This window comes from Microlunatus elymi (genome assembly GCF_007362775.1).
Taxonomy (GTDB): domain Bacteria; phylum Actinomycetota; class Actinomycetes; order Propionibacteriales; family Propionibacteriaceae; genus Microlunatus; species Microlunatus elymi.
This window is the reverse complement of record NZ_CP041692.1, coordinates 852085-869739: the sequence shown is the minus strand read 5'-3', so window position 1 is coordinate 869739 and position 17655 is coordinate 852085. Positions and strand designations below refer to the sequence as shown.

At 67.0% G+C, this 17655-nt stretch carries 16 protein-coding genes and 1 tRNA gene; 10 read left to right on the top strand and 7 right to left on the bottom strand.

Annotated elements, in window-relative coordinates; translation table 11 throughout:
* The first annotated feature begins 7 nt into the window (after positions 1 to 7).
* Genes FOE78_RS03805 through FOE78_RS03770 form a run of 8 tightly spaced genes read left to right on the top strand, consistent with a single transcriptional unit; the run spans position 8 to position 6420 of the window.
* Entirely contained in the window at positions 8 to 529 is a 522-nt protein-coding gene (locus FOE78_RS03805; RefSeq protein WP_210414787.1) for a plasmid replication, integration and excision activator, read from the top strand.
* Positions 529 to 852 carry a hypothetical protein gene (locus FOE78_RS03800; RefSeq protein ID WP_143985137.1) on the top strand — a complete coding sequence of 108 codons (324 nt, stop codon included), beginning with the start codon at positions 529 to 531 and terminating at the stop codon, positions 850 to 852. The genes FOE78_RS03805 and FOE78_RS03800 overlap by 1 nt, the downstream gene beginning before the upstream one ends.
* Positions 849 to 2294 carry an FtsK/SpoIIIE domain-containing protein gene (locus FOE78_RS03795; RefSeq protein ID WP_143985136.1) on the top strand — a complete coding sequence of 482 codons (1446 nt, stop codon included), beginning with the start codon at positions 849 to 851 and terminating at the stop codon, positions 2292 to 2294. Before FOE78_RS03800 ends, FOE78_RS03795 begins: the two co-directional genes overlap by 4 nt.
* Positions 2291 to 3268, top strand: coding sequence for a hypothetical protein (locus FOE78_RS03790; RefSeq protein WP_143985135.1), 978 nt, complete (start codon positions 2291 to 2293; stop codon positions 3266 to 3268). The genes FOE78_RS03795 and FOE78_RS03790 overlap by 4 nt, the downstream gene beginning before the upstream one ends.
* Positions 3265 to 3507 (top strand): WhiB family transcriptional regulator, encoded by a 243-nt coding sequence (locus FOE78_RS03785; protein ID WP_143985134.1) that lies wholly within the window; start codon positions 3265 to 3267, stop codon positions 3505 to 3507. Before FOE78_RS03790 ends, FOE78_RS03785 begins: the two co-directional genes overlap by 4 nt.
* Complete coding sequence (locus tag FOE78_RS03780; protein ID WP_143985133.1) at positions 3504 to 5045, top strand: replication initiator; 1542 nt, start codon at positions 3504 to 3506, stop codon at positions 5043 to 5045. Before FOE78_RS03785 ends, FOE78_RS03780 begins: the two co-directional genes overlap by 4 nt.
* Positions 5045 to 5245 carry a helix-turn-helix domain-containing protein gene (locus FOE78_RS03775; protein WP_143985132.1) on the top strand — a complete coding sequence of 67 codons (201 nt, stop codon included), beginning with the start codon at positions 5045 to 5047 and terminating at the stop codon, positions 5243 to 5245. The genes FOE78_RS03780 and FOE78_RS03775 overlap by 1 nt, the downstream gene beginning before the upstream one ends.
* Entirely contained in the window at positions 5242 to 6420 is a 1179-nt protein-coding gene (locus tag FOE78_RS03770; protein ID WP_143985131.1) for a site-specific integrase, read from the top strand. The genes FOE78_RS03775 and FOE78_RS03770 overlap by 4 nt, the downstream gene beginning before the upstream one ends.
* Positions 6421 to 6528: 108 nt before the next feature.
* Here the strand turns inward: FOE78_RS03770 and FOE78_RS03765 are convergent.
* Positions 6529 to 6604, bottom strand: a tRNA-Thr gene (locus FOE78_RS03765).
* Positions 6605 to 6805: 201 nt separating this feature from the next.
* Between FOE78_RS03765 and FOE78_RS03760 the strand changes: the two genes are divergently transcribed.
* The gene (locus tag FOE78_RS03760) at positions 6806 to 8941 is read left to right on the top strand and encodes an ABC transporter substrate-binding protein (protein WP_143985130.1); all 2136 of its coding nucleotides are present in this window, start codon (positions 6806 to 6808) and stop codon (positions 8939 to 8941) included.
* Between the two features lie 27 nt (positions 8942 to 8968).
* On the opposite strand, the gene FOE78_RS03755 is transcribed toward FOE78_RS03760, so the two are convergent.
* The 6 genes from FOE78_RS03755 to FOE78_RS03730 form a co-directional block, all read right to left on the bottom strand.
* Positions 8969 to 10579 carry an alpha/beta hydrolase gene (locus FOE78_RS03755; RefSeq protein WP_143985129.1) on the bottom strand — a complete coding sequence of 537 codons (1611 nt, stop codon included), beginning with the start codon at positions 10577 to 10579 and terminating at the stop codon, positions 8969 to 8971.
* A 9-nt stretch (positions 10580 to 10588) separates the two neighbouring features.
* A complete protein-coding gene (locus FOE78_RS03750) occupies positions 10589 to 11473 on the bottom strand; it encodes a PSP1 domain-containing protein (protein ID WP_143985128.1) in 885 nt (294 codons plus the stop codon).
* Between the two features lie 341 nt (positions 11474 to 11814).
* Complete coding sequence (locus FOE78_RS03745) at positions 11815 to 12531, bottom strand: type IV toxin-antitoxin system AbiEi family antitoxin domain-containing protein (protein WP_143985127.1); 717 nt, start codon at positions 12529 to 12531, stop codon at positions 11815 to 11817.
* A 758-nt stretch (positions 12532 to 13289) separates the two neighbouring features.
* Positions 13290 to 14027 (bottom strand): transglycosylase family protein, encoded by a 738-nt coding sequence (locus FOE78_RS24520; protein WP_210414786.1) that lies wholly within the window; start codon positions 14025 to 14027, stop codon positions 13290 to 13292.
* Between the two features lie 718 nt (positions 14028 to 14745).
* Entirely contained in the window at positions 14746 to 15930 is a 1185-nt protein-coding gene (locus FOE78_RS03735; RefSeq protein ID WP_143985126.1) for a DNA polymerase III subunit delta', read from the bottom strand.
* Positions 15931 to 16196: 266 nt separating this feature from the next.
* The gene (locus FOE78_RS03730; protein ID WP_143985125.1) at positions 16197 to 16871 is read right to left on the bottom strand and encodes a TetR/AcrR family transcriptional regulator; all 675 of its coding nucleotides are present in this window, start codon (positions 16869 to 16871) and stop codon (positions 16197 to 16199) included.
* A gap of 116 nt (positions 16872 to 16987) precedes the next feature.
* Between FOE78_RS03730 and FOE78_RS03725 the strand changes: the two genes are divergently transcribed.
* Positions 16988 to 17650: a hypothetical protein gene (locus FOE78_RS03725; RefSeq protein ID WP_143985124.1), complete on the top strand. Its 663-nt coding sequence runs from the start codon at positions 16988 to 16990 to the stop codon at positions 17648 to 17650.
* Positions 17651 to 17655: the final 5 nt, after the last annotated feature.

The window sequence follows — 17655 nt, the reverse complement described above, 5'->3', positions numbered from 1 at the left end:
AGCACGAGTGCTGTATAGCGTGTACAGCGTTAGTGCTGTATTCAGCGAGTGGAAGGGCAAGACGATGGCGTTGCAGAAGCGGTTCAAGGTCGCTCACGGTGATGTGTTCCCGATGGGCGCGTACATGAAGGGCTCGGTTGAGGCGGTGGCTGATTTCACCGCACCGCAGCGACAGGACGGGTCACGTCCGCAACAACTCGACAAGGACACTGGCCTGCCGTTGTGGCAGGTCACGGTCCTGGACGCCGACGATGAGGCGGGCAAGCGGGATACGGCGGTGACGGTGAAGTTGGCAGCGAGGGTGCAGCCGACGCCGCCGGAGAATCCGACCGGGACTCCTTGGCGGCCGGTGGAGTTCGTCGGGTTGACGGCGTTGGCGTGGGTGGATTACGGCGGTGGGAAGGATCGTGAGGGTCGCGATCGTGCGCGGGTGGCGTGGTCGTTCAAGGCCGAGGACATCATGGCGCCGGGTGAGGCGAAGAAGCCTGGTGGGTCGGCCAGCGGCGGCTCTGGTTCTCGGGCGGCGTGATGAGCACCGCACAGTTGACGCTGTATTGGTGTGATCTTTGCGGGTACGGCGGGCGGAGTGCTTCGGCGCATTGGTTCGACTTCTTCGCTGGCGGCGTGGTGTTGTGCCGCTGGTGCTCGCAGGTCGGCCCTGTCCGGCGGCTGGAAGGCGGTGGGCATCGGGTCGATTTCAGCGCCGATTCCTGGTCGTGCAGCTGCGGCGGCCAGTTCTGGGGTGCACCGATCTTGGCCCCGCGGCGTGTGGTTGAGGTGGTGCCGGATCTGCTGCTGGCGACAGCGAACATCCATGTGAACGCCGGCCCGGTGGAGTTGGCGGCGTCATGACTGGCAGCACTGTCGGTTCAGCCACCGCGGCTCGGGGGTTGCGGTGGCTGGGCCGTTGGCTGCTTCGGGCCAAGTGCTGGCTCGCCTTGCTGTTGCTGACAGCGGTCACGGTCTGGTGGCTGAGCCAGGAGTTGATCTTGGTCGCCGTGGTGGTCGCGGTTGGTGTGTCGCCTGGCCTGGTCGGCGCGACGTGGGTTGCGGCATCTCCTCGATCGTTCGAGCGGTTGGCGGCTGGACCGTGGCGGCGGCTTCGGTGGCGGCGTGTGATCACCTCGCGGTGGGAGGCGGTCTGTCGCGACGCGCACCTGGCCGAGCGGCGGAGGGTGGAGCGTCGATCGCTGACCGGTGAGCGGATGATCACCGAATCGTGGCGCTGTCCCCGACTGGCCAGGGTTCGGACGACCAGTCATGCGATGGAGTTGATCATCCGGGCCCGGTCGGGTCAGACGGTGACGGAGTTGGAGGCCGGCGCGGAACGGATCGGCTCGATCTTCGATGCTGTCGCGGTCCGGTGTTGGCCGGTGTCGGGATCGACGGTGGCGATCGAGTTGATCATGCGGGACGTGTTGATCACGCCGACGATCGGAACCGAACCCGACGGCCTGGTGGTGGACACGGTTCGCCTGGGCCGGACGCAGGCGGGCAGGGATTGGCTATTGCCGATCACTGGACGCCACACCCTGTGTGTCGGCGCTTCGGGATCGGGCAAGGGTTCGGTGCTGTGGGGCATCTGCTGTGGCCTGGCTCCGGCTGTGCATGCCGACCTGGTTCGGTTGTGGGGCGTGGACTTGAAGGCCGGCGTCGAGCTGGCCACCGGCCGCCACCTGTTCTCCGCGTTCGCCCGGACGGCCGATGAGGCGGTGCGGGTGCTGGCCACGTTGGCCGAGGTGACTGAGCAACGCGGCCAGGCGATGGCCGGCCGGACTCGGCAACACCGACCGGCGCCGAGTGATCCGCTGCACGTGTTGGTGATCGACGAGCTGGCCGCGTTGACCGCCTACGCCCCGGCGGAGGTGAAGAAGGAAGCCGACCGACTGCTGGCACGGATCTTGACTCAGGGCCGCGCCCTGGGCGTCGTCGTGGTCGCCTTCGTCCAGGACCCGCGCAAGGAAATCGTGGGCATGCGCGGGCTGTTCACCCAAACTGTCGCGCTGCGGCTGCGGTCGGGCGAGGAAACCTCGATGGTGCTTGGCGATGGCATGGCCAAGCTCGCCCCGGCGCATCGGATCAGTCCGGCGACGCCGGGTGTGGGCTGGTTGGTCGAGGACACTGGCAGCACCGATCGCGTCCGGGCCGACTACTGGTCCGACGATCAGATCCGCCAGGTCGCGACCCGGTTTCGGACAGGCGTGCAGGCGGTCCTGATCACCCCGACGGAACCGGTCGACCGGCAACGGGAACGGTCCCGGCGTGTCCGGACACCGAAGGCGGGTGCGGCATGACCGGGCGCACGGTGTGGGTGGACCCGGCACCGGTCCGTGCCCATGTCGAGCGACTGTTGGCGGCGGGATTGACCAAGCCGCAGATCGGGCGCAGGTCCGGGCTGGCCACGAACACGATCACTGCCCTGCTGGTCGGCGTCCATGGCCGCGGCCCATCCGAGCGGGTGAGGCAGGACACCGCCGGTCGTCTGCTGGCGGTCGAGCCGGAGTTGATCGGCCCCGAACAGTCCGGTTGGGTCAATCCGATCGGCACCATGCGCCGGCTCCGGGCTCTTGTGGCGTTGGGCTGGTCGGTGAAGTCGATCGCGAAGATGGCTGAACTTCCCGACGGGATCCTGTGGCCGACCCTGGCCGGGCGATCCCGCGTGATCCGGGTTGCCACTCGGGATCGGCTGAGCAGCCTGTACGAACAACTCACCCAACAACCTGCACCACCGGCGTCGATGGGTGCGACCTGGGCGCGGAATCGTGCGGCTGGGTTGGCGTGGCCGCTGCCGTGTGTGTGGTCGGGTGACGGGATCGACGACCCCAACGCACGACCGGTGAACGCGGAATATCCGCAGGCCAGCGTCGCATCGCAGAGCTACCGGATGCTGATCGAGCCTCCGCGAACGGCGGATCAGTGGGCTGTGGTGGTTGAGCATTTGCTGGACGCCGATCCGGGCTGGACGGTTGCCCGGGTAGCGACCCGTTTCGGCCGGGCACCGAGGACGGTGCGCAATGGCCTGCGTCAGGCGGGCCGCTGCGACCTGCTCGATCGTCTGACCAGACACCGCAGTGTCCGTACTCGGCAGTGGTGGGCCCTGCAGGTCGAGGATCTGCTCGACCTCGATCCCGATCTGACCCTGGCCGCGGCCATCGACCGGCTCCAGGCCCCGGCCCTGGAGCGGTATCTGTACGAGGCCGGTCGAGATGATCTGTGGCAGCGAATGCAGCGCAACAAGGTCCGCCGCCGGTACCGGAGCACGCAATGACCGGGCTCGGATGGACCAATGAGGCCGCCTGTGTTGATCGGCCCGGGCTGCCGTGGATCGGGGCGCGGCGTGGTCATTCGCTCGACCAGGCCGACCTGGATCAGATGATCCGGACCTGCGCTGGCTGCCCGGTGATCGACGCCTGCCGCGACTACGTCCAGGAGGCCGAGGTGACCGGTGGTTTCTGGGCCGGTGCCTGGCAACACCTCGACGACACCGCTGACGGTCAAGCGGCATGACCACGATGACGAGCGAGCCCACGGTCCGGGAGTTTCCGGGCTTCAGCGAGGACGTCCCGCTGGACCTGGCGAACCTGTCGCCGGCCGCCGAAGCGGGCATCCTGGCTCGACTGGTCGACAAATCCCATGATGCGTTCGCCCAGACCGCTGCCGGGGTTGGCTACTGCGCGCACCCGATCCGGCTAACGGGCAGCTCGACCACGATCGATACGGCGACCGGTGAGGTGTTGTCGTCGTTCTCCTCGACCGATGCGCCGTTGGGGGTGTTGTATCGGGCGTGCGGGAACCGGCGCGCCGACGTGTGCCCATCGTGCTCACGCACCTACGCCCGCGACACGTTCGCCATGATCAAATCCGGCGTGGCCGGCGGCAAAACCGTTCCCGAAACCGTGGCAGACAACCCACTCCTGTTCGTCACCCTGACTGCCCCGTCGTTCGGACACGTCCACGGATCACACGGCAAGAACGGACAGAAGTCGGGGGCACGTTGTCGGCCGCGAGATCGGGTCAAGGTTTGTGATCATGGACGCCGGATCGGCTGCATGGCCGTCCATGATCATGATGATCCGATCGTTGGCACACCGTTGTGTGCCGATTGCTACGACTGGACTTCGGCGGTCGTCTGGCAATGGTGGGCACCCGAACTCTGGCGGCGCACCACGATCGCGCTTCGTCGCGCCGTCGCGGCCGAACTGCAAGTGAGTGAGCGACACCTGAAACGGGTCGCGTCGGTGCAGTTCGCGAAGGTCGCCGAGTACCAGGCCCGCGGCCTGGTCCACTTCCACGCCCTGATCCGGATCGACGGACCGGACGGGCCGGGATCGCCTTCTCCGCTGTTGGGTGATCAACTCGCGGCCCTGGTCGACCAGGCCGCTCGATCCGTCACCTACACCGCCCCCGCTGTCGACGACAATGATCAACCGCGCCGACTGGCCTGGGGCAACCAAATCGACGTCCGAGTGGTCCGTGCCGGGTCACGAACCGATGACCCAACCGGCGCGCTGACCGCCGAGCAGGTCGCCGGGTACCTGGCCAAGTACGCCACCAAGGACGCCAGCAGCCTGCGCGAAGATGATCAACGGTTACGGCCACATCTGGACCGGCTCGCCCGAACCGCCCGGGATCTGGCCGACCGCGGCCGTCGAAATGATCATGTCCACTCCCCCTACCGGCTGCTCGGCAAGTGGGCGCACATGCTCGGCTTTCGCGGGCATTTCTCCAGCAAGTCGCGCCGGTACTCGGTCACCCTCGGCGCACTCCGCCGAGCCCGACACCGCTTCCAACAATTGGCCGCCGAAGCCCGCCGCACCGGCAATCCGCTAGATGTTCGTGATCTTGAAGCCCGACTGCTCGCCGAGGACGAGGACACGACCCTGGTCGTCGGTGAATGGCGGTTCCAGGGCACCGGTTGGCCGAATGCCGGCGATGAGGCGTTGGCGCTGGCGGCGGCCGCGAGGGCGCGGGAGTACGACCAATGGCGGGCGTCCAAGATCAACAAATTTCAAGATCAACTAGCTGACGGAGAGGAGTGGGTGTGATGAGTGATCGTGAAGTAGCGCGGACGGTGATTCCGGTGTTGTACAACGTGAATGAGGCCGCCGAAGCGCTCCGACTCAGTAAGTGTGCGATCTACGAGCTGATCCGGTCGGGGCAGTTGCGGACGGTCAAGATCGGCAACCGTCGGAGGGTTCCGGTCGACGCACTGGCGGAGTGGGTTGCCAGTCTGGATGCGGCATGAGTGATCAGGGTGGTGGTCACCGACGACGGCGACGGCCGGGTGAGGGCGGCGTCTCTTGGAGTGAGCAGCGGCAACGTTGGATCGCCGAGAAGACGGTCGGCTACGACGGCCGTGGCAAGCGCATTGTCCGTAAGGCGTCGGGTCGGAGCGAGGCTGCGGCGCTGCGGGCGCTGGATAAGCGGGTGCGGGATTACCGGTTCGGGCTGGTGCGTGGTTCGGAGCATTATCGGGTCGGGCAGGCCGTCGAGGATTGGCTTGATCATGGTCAGGGCGATGCCGATCCGACCACGGTGACGCGGTATCGGAGCTTGTGTGCCAGGCATGTGGTGCCGAACCTTGGCGGTCGCAAGGTGCGCGAGCTGCGCCCGGAGGAGGTGGACGAGTGGCTGGCGGGTCTGGCCGTTGAGCTCGCGTCGAGCACGTTGCGGTTGGTGAAGTGGTGTCTGAGTTCGGCGATCACTCGGGCGATGAAGCGGGGCTACGTCGAGCGGAACGTGGTGGATCTGTGTCGGACGCCTCGTGGCCGGGTCGGTCGGAGGTCCAAGTCGTTGACGTTGAAGCAGGCCGAGGCCGTGCTCACGTTCACGCGGGGCGATCGGATGCACTGTTATATCGCGGTGTCGCTGCTGACCGGTGCTCGGACGGAGGAGATGCGGGCGTTGCGTTGGGAGCATGTCCACCTGGACGAGGACCCGCCACTGGTCGAGGTCTGGCGATCGGTCCGGGCCGGCGGCGATACGAAGACCAGGACGTCTCGGCGGACGCTCGCATTACCTGCTCTGGCGGTGATGGTGTTGAAGGAGCACAAGGCGCGGCAGGCCGAGGCCCGGCTGAAGGCGACGAGTTGGGCGGATTCCGGGCTGGTGTTCGCTACCTCTGCCGGAACGGTGATGAACGCCAACAACGTGATCCGGGATTTCCGGCTGGCGTTGCAGAAGGTTCCGGGTGTTGTTCCAGAGGAGTGGACGCCGCGAGAGATGCGGCACTCCTTCGTGTCGTTGCTGTCGGACTCCGGGCTGACCCTGGAGGCGATTGCTGACCTGGTCGGGCACAAGGACACCAAGACGACCGAGCTGGTCTATCGGCATCATCTGCGACCGGTGATTCAGACCGGGGCAACCATGATGGACACGCTTTTTCCGCTGCCGGAGAGCAAAGGTGGCGAGGGTGCCTAGTCACGCAGTTAGTCACTCTTCGGCCCTGAATCGCAGTGGCTGGGGCCCCTCGGACCCCTCGACCTGGCCGCTGGTTCGGCGTTCCCGCAGGTCAGAGGGATTTCGGGATGGAGCCACCTGTCGGAATCGAACCGACGACCTATTCATTACGAGTGAATCGCTCTACCGACTGAGCTAAGGTGGCGCGCTCGCCGCGCGTATTCGCACGGTCAGCGGCAGCCAACTATAGCGATGGCCGAGCCTCGCGCAGAAATCGCGCGAGCGGCGACCGACTTCCTGAGCGCCGTCTCAGCCAATGGAAACGCGTCACCTCGCACACGTCGGCCGATCGCCACGCCGTTAGTGTCCCGGATACCTGTGCCTCGATTGACCGGAAGGATCGACGATGACCGCTTCCCACCAGCCCACACTCTCCTCGATGACGCGCCGAGGGTTCCTGTATGCGGCCGCGGCCGTGGCCGGCGGTGCAGCACTCAGCGCCTGTACCGGCAACGACAAGCCCACCGACCAGACCGGCGGCGGCAGCGGCTCCGGCGCGAAGGGATCGGCCACCAAGCCGCTGCCGAAGCCGAATGCGTACCAGCAGGCCCCCTCCCTGGACGGCAAGGGCCTGCCCCCGGTCGCCGAACGGCTGCCGGAGAACCCGTACGTGATCCCGCACCGCTGGGCGAAGCCGGGCAAGTACGGCGGCCAGCTGAACATGAACGTCGTCTCGACCCAGGGTGCGGCGAAGGCCAACTCGGACAAGGAGTTCTTCTACGGCCACTCGATCGTCCGCTACCTCAACGACGGCCAGGACATCGGTCCCGGGCTGGCCGAGAGCTGGGAAGCCAACGACGACGCCACCGAGTGGACCTTCCATTTCCGGAAGGGGCTGAAGTGGTCCGACGGCGAGCCCTGGACCACCGGCGACATCATGTGGTGGTGGGAGAAGTTCGTGCTGCCGGGCAAGATGTCGCAGATCCCGCCCGACGACACCCGCTCCGGCAAGGGCACGATCGCGAAGCTGAGCGCCCCGGATGACCTCACGCTCACGATGACCTTCGACGCCCCGGCTCCGATGACGGCCGACAAGCTGGCGGCCTGGGCCAACGGTGCCAACGGGGACAACGGTCCGATCTGGATGATGCCGAGTCACTACCTGAAGCAGTTCCACCCCGATTACGGGAAGAACGTTCCCGACGACTGGGACAGCGTCGGCGGGATCATGACGACCAAATGCGACTGGCATCGCAATCCCGACTGCCCGACCATGACCGGCTATCGCTGCAAGAGTTTCAACAGCAACAAGGGCGTCGTGCTGGAACGCAATCCGTACTACTGGGCGGTCATGCCCAACGGCGATCAAGTGCCGTACATCGACGAGATCCAGGTCTCGGTGATCAGCGATCCCGAGTCCGGCAAACTCCAGGTCCAGCAGGGCTCGATCGACTATTGCCAGGGATCGTTCAACCAGATCGGGCTGACCGACGTGGCCGGGATCCGCGATTCCACCGCGAAGGCAGGCACCGAGATCGTCCTGTGGGACAGCGGTTCGGGCACCGGCTCGATCTTCTTCTTCAACTACGACTACATCGATCCGACCCTGCGCAAGCTGTTCCGGGAACCGAAATTCCGGCAGGCCGTCTCGTACGCGTTCGACCGGGACAGCGTCCGCAAGGGCGTCTACTTCAACACCGGCGACAAGACCACCGGCACGCTCAGCCCCAAGGCCAAGGAATTCCAGATCAACGACGAGGGCAAGAAGGTCTACACCGACTGGCGAGATTCCTACGTCCAACACGATCCGGACAAGGCCAAGCAGATTCTGGACGAGCTCGGACTGAAGGACACCGACGGCGACGGCTTCCGCGAGCTGCCAGGAGGCAAGCCGCTCAAGCTCCGGCTCGACTACTCGGCCGATCAGTCGGCCGAACACACGGCCAAGGACAATCAGTTGATTGCCGACCTGAAGGCGGTCGGCCTGCGGATGGACAAGAACCCGATCCCGCCGCAGAGTTTCGGCGATCAGTGGGCCACCGGCAAGCTGATGACGCACACCAACTGGGAGGTCGGCGACGGGCACCCGCTGATCTACGCCGGCTGGGTCGTCCCCGTCCAGGTCGACCACTGGGCGCCGCTGCAGGGCCGCTGGTATTCGTTGCTCGGCACTCCGGAACTCAAGAAGGAGTTGGATGTCGACCCGTACAAGCGGCACCCGCCACGGGTCGAGCCGGAGGCCGACAGCCCGGTGGCCAAATTGCAGGACTTCTACAACCAGGCCCGGGTCGAGCCGGACGAGTTGAAGCGGGCCGAGCTGATTTGGGAGATCTTCAAGATCCACACCACCGAAGGTCCGTTCTTCATGGGCTGCGTGGCCAATTACCCGCAGGTGATGGTGATCAAGAAGGATCTGCGCAACGTCCCGAGGAAGGAGAATCTGGCGCTGGGTGGCTTCGTCAACCCGTGGATCCATCCGACCCCCGCGGTCTACGATCCGGAGTGCTACTACTGGGAGAACCCGGACGACCACACCGCCTGATCGGCCACAACGGTCACTTGTGGGTGATCAACTGTCGGTGCAGATGCTGTCGTCGGCGGGGATCGTGCCGTCGACCAGGTAGGCCAGCACTGTGCGTTGTACGCAGCTGCTCTGGTCGAAGGCCAGGTGACCGTTGCCCTTCAGGGTGATCAACCGGCTCGACGTCAGCTCGTGATGCATGTGCTCGGCATACTCGTACGGGGTGGCCGGATCGCCGGTGGTGCCCAAGATCAACACCGGCGGCCGTCCGCTGTATTTGATCTTGGCCGCAAGATCATCGGTGGACTTGACCGGCCAGGTCGGGCAGCCCAGATCCGGCCCCATGAACGGCCCGATCGTCGGCGCCTTCTTCTCCACCTGGTGCCACTCGCGCAGCGCACCCTTGACGCCGTCATCGGTGATGTCGAGACAGCGAATCGCCGGGAAGGCCGCGTTGAACTGACCGAAATTCCCGGCCGCATTGCGCTGGTTGTACTGATCGGCCCAGGTCAGCAGAGCGGTGCCGTCGTTGTTGAAGATCGCCTGTTCCAACCCCGTCAGCAGCACCGGCCAACTGGACGCGGGGAAATACAGCGCGTAGATCAGACCGCTGGTCGCCAGCGCCTGGGTCAGGTCTCGTCTGCCCCCGGGGATGGGGTGTTGGTCCAACCGCTGCAGCAGCCCCGTGATCGAGTCCAGCACCCGCGCCCTGGTGTTGCCGAGTCGGCAATCCTTCTGCGCGCACCATTCGGCGAAGTTGCCCAGCGTGCGGTTGAATCCGTACGTCTGACTCACCTCACTGCCGCCGCCGATGTTGGTCGCCCCGTCCAGCACCATCCGGCCCACCTTGTCGGGATAGCGGGTCGCGTACATCGCGCCGATCGAGGTGCCGTAGGACGAGCCGAAGTAGGTCAGCTTCCGCTGTCCCAGCAGCTGCCGCAGCAGATTCAGGTCCTGCACGGTGTCGGCGGTGGAGATGTGCTCCAGCAGGTCACCGGATTTGGCCAGGCAGGCACGACCGAATTCGGTGTTCAGCGCGGTCAACGCCTTGACCTCGGCCGGATCGTCCGGCGAGTAGTCGAAGGCGGTGTACGTCTCCATCTGCGCGGAGTCGAAGCACTCCACCGGCGTCGACTTCCCCACCCCGCGCGGGTCCCAGCCGACGATGTCGTACGACTTCTCCAGCCCGTGCGACTCGAAGCTGTCGACGTAGTCGACGCCGGAACCGCCCGGACCGCCCGGGTTGATGAACAGGGCCCCGAGCGAGTTCTTCGTGGTAGCCGGCCGGTGCGCGATGGCGAGTGTGATCGCGGGCCCGTTCGGGTGCCGGTAATCCAGCGGCACCAGCAGCGTCGCACACTGCTTGGTCGGCGTCTTCTTCGTGGCGCAATCCCGCCAGACCACCTTCTGGTCGGTGTATCTGCTGATGCCGTTGCCGGGCGGCGGATCCTGCATGCCCTTCGGCCGGACGTCCGGGATCGGCTCCAGCGGACGTTTGGTGGCGGTCACTGACGGGATCCCGACGGCCGTGCTGGACGGGGAGGCGCCGGTCGAGGCCGCGCCGGTCTGATGCTTCGGCGGGGCCTGCCGCGCCGTGCAGGCCGCGGTGAGCAGCAATGCGATCAGCAGCGCCACCGCCGCGGATCGTCGTGGGTGCACGCCCCGAGGCTACTGGCCGCCGGACCGATCCGAGCGCCGGTCCTCGGCCTCGGTGTCGGATTCGGGCTCGCGTTGTTTGTACGCCGCCCGGGAGCCGCAGATCGAGGCGACCGCGCAGCTGGTGATCGCACCCGAATCGCGCATCCGCACCACCACCGAGTCCGACGGCACCTGGTGCGCGACCACGACGCCGTCGCCGTCGTCGGTGGACACCTTCGATCCGACCTTGGGCGCGGTCCGAGCGAAGCCGGCGTACAGCGGATGCTCGTACTTCAGGCAGCACATCAGCCGGCCGCACGCGCCCGAGATCCGCAACGGATTGGCCGGCAGGTCCTGCGCCTTGGCCAGCCGCAGGCTGACCGGTTCGAAGTCCTTCAGGAACGTTGCGCAGCAGAGATCCCGGCCGCAGCTGCCGATGCCTCCGGTGAGCCGAGCGGCGTCGCGGGCTCCGACCTGACGCAGGTCGATGCGGGCTCGCAGACTGCGGGCCAGGTCGCTGACCAGCGTACGAAAGTCGACCCGATGCGGCGCAGTGAAATAGATCACCACCAACTCGTCGAAGTCGGTCCCGCGATCGAGGTAGTCGATGCCGACCACCTTCATCGGCAGCTCGTGCTTCTTGATCAACTTCTTGGCCACCAGCTTGGCCTCGGCCCGGCGGCGCTTGTTGGCGGTATCGCGATCCAGCGCGGCGTCGTCCGCCTTGCCGGCACAGCGCGGCAACTCACCGAAGTCCTCGGTCAGCCACTCCGGCGCCCACACGCACTCGGCCACCTCGGGCCCGCCTTCGGTCGGCACCAGCACCCGATCGCCGATCTGGTAGTCGGCCTCTCCGGCATCGAGGTAGTAGAGCCGCCCGTACCGTTCGAAGGAGACGGCCATCACACGGGACATAGCGACACCCTACGGCCCTGGACCGCGGCGACGTGGAAGAGCCGGACCGTGGTCGGCCCGCGGATTCCGCGCTCAGGCGTCCTCGCGCTGGTGGCTAGCGGGCTCGACACGAGGGACAGCACCAAAAGTCGCCGCCCCACCCTCCGCGGACCAACATCTCCGCAACCTGACGGGCAACCGCACACGGTTCGTCGAAGACGTCCTGTCGCCCGTAGCGGAGGGTGATTTCGCCTTCGAGCAGGGCCGCGTTGTCCCGTCGGAAGTCGCGGAATCGATCCATCCCCGTGTGGCCGACCTCGCCGTCCAGCTCGACCAGCAGCCGATACTCGCGATAGCGGACATCACGATAGGCGTTGCCGCCGACCGCCCTCGGCGTGCACCTGGCGCGCACCCCGGGGAAGTCCGTGGGCACGTTCGACCCGTACCAGGTAGCGATGCTCAAGCACCGAGTGGGCGCCCTCCTCCACATCGGAGAGGATCGCGGCCAGCACCGACCGACCGGCCAGTCGCTGCCGCTGTCGCAGTGCCCGGCTCAATCGCTCGACGGTCGTGAGCCTGCGCTGCACGGCATCGGTCACCCAGGCCAGAGCGGAGCGACCGGCCTCGGGAAAGCCTCCGTCGGACAGATCGAGCACGGTGTCCTCGATCGTTGTACGCGGCGGGCCACCGACCGAGCGCGCCCGACGAACGCCAGGTCGTTCCCTGCGGAACGTCCAGGGCGGCTCCGACTGCCGTCGCTGCTCACCCGGTATCAAGATCACGAAGCGGTCCGGCGGCTCGTCGATCAATCGATGCAGGTACGCCGCGGAGAGCCCGCTCAACCGAGCCGTGTCGCCCCCGCGAAGCACCCCCGCCCAGGCGAGAGCGAGCCAATCGGCCGACAGCCCATGGGTGAGCAGAATGCCTGGCGACAGCCGCTGCCAATGTCCTTGGTCGACCATGCGTCGCTGGCCGCGAACGCCGAACCCGAGTCCGACGGCCTGCTCCCGAGTCACGACTCCCGCCTGGAGTTCGGCCAGCCGTCGCAGTTCGGGCGACGGGTCAATGCGTGAGTACATCCACGAACCTTGAAGCATCCGACCCCGCCCACCCGGAGGGTTATCCACAGGTAGCCCTCTTTAGGCCGCGCGAGGACGCCGGGCTCCAATCGGCCAGCACTCCACGGCCACCGCCCGCCAGCACTGGGGCGCTGCGACCGTGATGCGAAAGCGGAAGATCGGAGCCGACAAACGGCCCAGAACCTCCGCAATCGGGCGAACCCAGACCGGGGCCACTCGCCAAGAAGCCGACACCATCACAACGCGGAAGACCCGAGCCGACGACGGCCCACAACTCCCGCACCAGGCTCGCGCGGACCGATCGAGGACGCCGGCCGCCAAGTCGGCCAGCACCCACGCCCAGCTCCCAGCAACCTCGGGGCGCGGCGGCGTGATGCCAACGCGGAAGATCCGAGCAGACAACGGCCCCCACAACTCCTGCACCAGGCTCGCGCGGGACCGATCGAGGACGCCGGACGCAAGTCGGCCAGCACCCTCCGCGCCCGCCAGCGCGTAGAACCCGCGCCAACAGCGGCCCGATGCCAACGCGGACGACCCGAGCCGACGACGGCCCAGAACCTCCGCAATCGGGGGAACCCCAACCGGGCCCACTCGCCAAGAAGCCGGCGCCATCACAACGCGGAAGATCCGAGCTGACGACGGCTCGCGACTCCCGCACTGTGGGTGAGGGCGGCGCACGCCTGGGAGCGCGAAGAGGGCGCACCCGTGTGGGTGCGCCCTCTGCGTGATCTTGATTCGGGATCGGGTCCGAGGTGGGATCAGAGCTCGATCTTGTCGCCCGCCAGGATCAGGTTCGGGTTGGAGATCTTGCTGTGGTTGATGCTCCACAGAGCCATCCAGCCGCCCTTGACGTTGTGCTGGTCGGCGATCTTGGCCAGCGAGTCACCGGACTTGATGGTTACGTACTCGCCGGTGCCCTTGTAGGCGTGCTTCGGGAGCTGGTAGCTCGACGACTGCTGGGAGTAGGTGCCGGTGCTGTGCCGGGGGGTGTAGGTGCTGGTCGAGGTGGTGCCCGACTGGCTGTTGTTGGTGGAGTAGCTGGGACGGTAGCTGCTCCGCGAGGTGGTGTTCGAGCTGTAGTTGCTCTTGTAGCTCTTCTTGCTGGAGCTGTAGTTGCTCGAGCTGTTGCTGGAGGAGCTGTAGCTGCCGGTGGAGCCGTTCGAACGGGACAGGCCCGCCTTGGCGCCACAGACCGGCCATGCGCCCGGGCCCTGCGACTTCAGCACGTTCTGAGCGACGCGCTTCTGCTCGCTCTTCGACGCGTTGGCCGCGCTACCCGAACCGCCGTTGGCGTTCCAGGTCGACTGGGTGAACTGCAGGCCGCCGTGGAAACCGTTGCCGGTGTCGATGCCCCAGTTGCCGCCGCTTTCACACTGCGCAACCTTGTCCCAGACGTCTGCGTGCGCCGGGGTCGAGGTCGCCATGCCGATTCCGGCAGCCACTGCAACGGCCGCGCTAGCGCCGAGAACCCGCTTGGTGATCTTGGAGTTGGACAAGTCCTTCGTACCTTTCCTGACGTGCACCTAGAAGTTGTGGCCGACGTACGGGCTGTCAGGCGCCCGTCGCGTCCGCGTCGGCATGGTGAACCCACCATCCCGGCGTCAACGCCACACTTCGTGAATCAAACCCTCGGCGGCGGCTCATCGGCCGCACGCTGGACCCCCGGGTCAAACCCACCCTCGCCTTTCCGCCCGGGACTTTCCCGGCATCCGGCAACCCCCCGATTGGACGGGTTCTTCTTCCGGACGGCTCAGCTGTCGGCGAGGACCGGCGCTCTGAGCACGTGCCGGCCACGTGTCTGACATGACCGGTCACCCCGCACCCTCTGCGTCATCGTCGTTGATAACGGTTTGGCTACGAAGCAGACATCACCGTAAGAACAGGTCCGGGCTCACGCAAGTCAGTCCGGCTCAGTGAAACGCTCGCGCACGGTACGTGCGCGCGAGGACACGCAGGCCTCCGCGAGGGTTTCCTCAAGAAGAACCAAGCCCTTCGCGTGGATTCGGTTGAAAGCTCAAGAAACACCACGGGTACGTCCTGAGCAAAAAGTTACGGCCAGGTCACGGCCAACGCTTTCCGGACGCCACGTCGCGGCTGGTCCGCCGCTCAGACTCGCCGAGGAGTCGTCCGCCGGCTCGACCACCATCACCGGAGGCGCCCGCACACCGGCTCGATCAGCCCTCCACCGGATCAATCAGCCCTCCACCAGGCCGATCAGCCCTCCTCCAGACCGATCAGGGTCGCTTCGACGGCGAGCAGCGGAGCGACGTTGTTCTCCAGCGCCTCGCGGCAGCCGAGCAGGGCGTCGATCCGGCGCAGCGTCGACTCCGGCGCGGTACGGCGTGCATGGTCGCCGATGCGGGCGGCCAACTCGGGGTTGACCAGCTCGGCACCACTGCCGGTCTGCACGCTCAGCACGTCGCGATAGAACGCGGTCAGCTCGGTCAGCGCCCGATCGATGGCGTCGCGCTGCAGCCGTTTGGCCCGCGCCTTCTGCTGGTCGGCCAGATCCTTCATCGCGGCCGCCGTCTGTCGCGGCTTGGCGCCCTTGGTACCGAAGCCGAGTGCCTCCTCCAGCTCGGCCCGCTCCCGAGCGTCGAGCTGTCCGGTCAGCTGCTCGGCCTCGTCGGAGCAGGCCTTGACCAGGTCGGCTGCTGCTTCCAGGCAGCCGCCGAGTCCGTTCAGCCGGTCCGAAATGCTCAGCACCTGCTCTCGGCGTGCCCGCGCCTCGGGGTTGCGGGCCAGCGCCCGGGCCCGGCCGATGTGGCCCTGGGAGGCGCGCGCCGCGTAGTCGGCGAGCGTCGGTTCGATGCCGTCGCGCTGCTGCAGCAGCCCGGCCACCGCAGCCACGGTCGGCGTGTGCAGTTGCAGGGTCCGGCAGCGGGATCGGATCGTCACCACCACGTCGTCGGAGGTCGGCGCGCACAGGATCCAGACCGTCTTGGCGGCCGGTTCCTCGATGCTCTTCAGCAGCGCGTCGGCGCCGCGCTCGGTGACCCGGTCGGCGTCCTCGATCACCAGCACCTGGCGTCGTCCCAGGGTCGGGCTCATCGCGGCCCGGCGAACCAGTTCTCGTACCTCGTCGACGCCGATCGACAGCTGCTCGGTGCGCACCAACGTGACGTCCGGATGCGCGCCGGACAGCGCCGTACGACACTGCTGGCAGTGGCCGCAGCCGCCATCGGGGCATTGCAGCGCCGCCGCGAACGCGCGGGCCGCGTTGGAACGGCCGGAGCCGGGCGGGCCGGTGATCAGCCAGGCGTGGCTCATCGCGTGGGAACCGCCTGCGACCGCACGCTGCAGGGTCGCCACCGGCCCGGCCTGACCGACCAGGTCGGACCAGACACCGGTCAGGGCGGAGCTGCTGGTCGGCCCGCTGAGCTGAATCCCCGACGTCATGCCCCGATTCTGCCCGGTACGACCGACAGCGGACCACGCCCCGCCCACCCGAAGTCGTGTTGTCGCGACTTCGAGCGATCCAACCGACCCCGACACCCACCCGAAGTCGTGTTGTCGCGACTTCGAGCGGTCCAACCGACCCCGACACCCACCAGAAGCCGCGTTGTCGCGACTTCGAGCGATCCGACCGACCCCGGCACCCACCAGAAGCGCGTTGTCGCGGACTTTGGGTGGTCCGGGTGCGTGGCCGGTGCGCTATCGGCAGGTCAGGAGTTGAGGCCGAGGTGGTCGGCCTCGCGGTCGACGATCGCGGCGAACAGGTCGTCGGCGGGTTCGAAGACGCCGACGAAGTGTCCGCCGAGCTCGAGGCTGACGATCCCGATCAGCTGACCGAAGGCGGCGGACAGGGCCAGCATGGCCGGTTCGTCGATGTCCAACTCCGCGAACTCGGCCAGATCGGCCAGCTGGACGCGGAGCTGGCGGCCGTGCACTTCGGACTGGTCGCCGACCGCCGGCGCGACGGATCTGCAGAACGCCCGAAACACCCGCGCCGCCGGTTCGACCGTGGTCTGTGGCGCCCGATAGCCGGGGATGCTGGTGCCGTAGATCAGACCGAAGCGATGCGGTTCGCCCCGCGCCCAATCCCGCAGAGCCGCGCAAAGGTCCCGCCAGCGCCGCTGCGCCGATCGTCGCGACCCCACCACCGCGGCCTCCAACACCTCGGCGAGGTCGTTGTAGGCGTCGGTGATCAGCGCGGTGATCAACTCGTCTCGACTGCCGAAGTAGCGGTAGATCGCGCTGGAGACGATGTTGAGCTCCCGGGCGATCGCGCGCAGCGAGAGTTCACCGGCGCCGGACTCGGCCAACTGCTGCAGGGCCAGCAGCTTGATCCGGCGCAGCGTTTCCTCGCGAGCAAGCTGTCGTGGTGTCGGACCTGGCATTGGCCCATCATGCGGCATGCGACCAATTCTCGCAAATGTGAGCAGTGCTCTTGCGCGACGCGATGAAGGGCGTCATGCTGATGAGCAAGAAGTGAGCACTGCTCTCAGGAGGAATCATGATCACCACACCAGCCGTCCGTCCGACCACGGATCGCCCGGATCCGACCACGTCGACCGATGCCGCGGGTTCGAGGTTCCGGGCTCTCCCCCTCGCCGTCGCTGCCATCGCATTCGGTGCCTACCCGATCCTGCGCGGTTCGGGCTCAGAGATCGGATGGACCGGTGCCGCGCTCTACGCCAGGGGTGAATGGCTGCTCGCGCACTGCCTGGGGATGCTCGGCTTCGTCTTCCTGGCTTGGGGTCTGAGCAGTATCGACCGCTGGGCGAGCCGGTTCGCCTGGGCCGGCGCTGTGCTGGTCCTGCCGTACTACGGCGCGGAGGCGTTCGGTCTGCATGCGCTCGGTCAGGTCGCTCTTGATCATCACGATGCAGCGATGATCGCGACCGCGGACACCTTCCGCTACAACCCGGTCGCGATGACGGTCTTCGCCGCCGGTCTGCTCGCCCTCGCCGCCTGCGGGTTGCGGATGATCTTGCTGGTACGCGGCTCCGGCTCGGTGCTGAGCAGGGCGGGTCTGGCGCTGGCCGGGTTGTGCCTGATCGGCTACCTGCCGCAGTTCTTCGCCCCGATCGAGGCACGAATCATCCACGGTCTGCTGCTCGGTGTCGGGTTGTTGATCTTGGCCGCCGACCTCGGCCGGTCCCGCCGGACCAGCTGACGTGA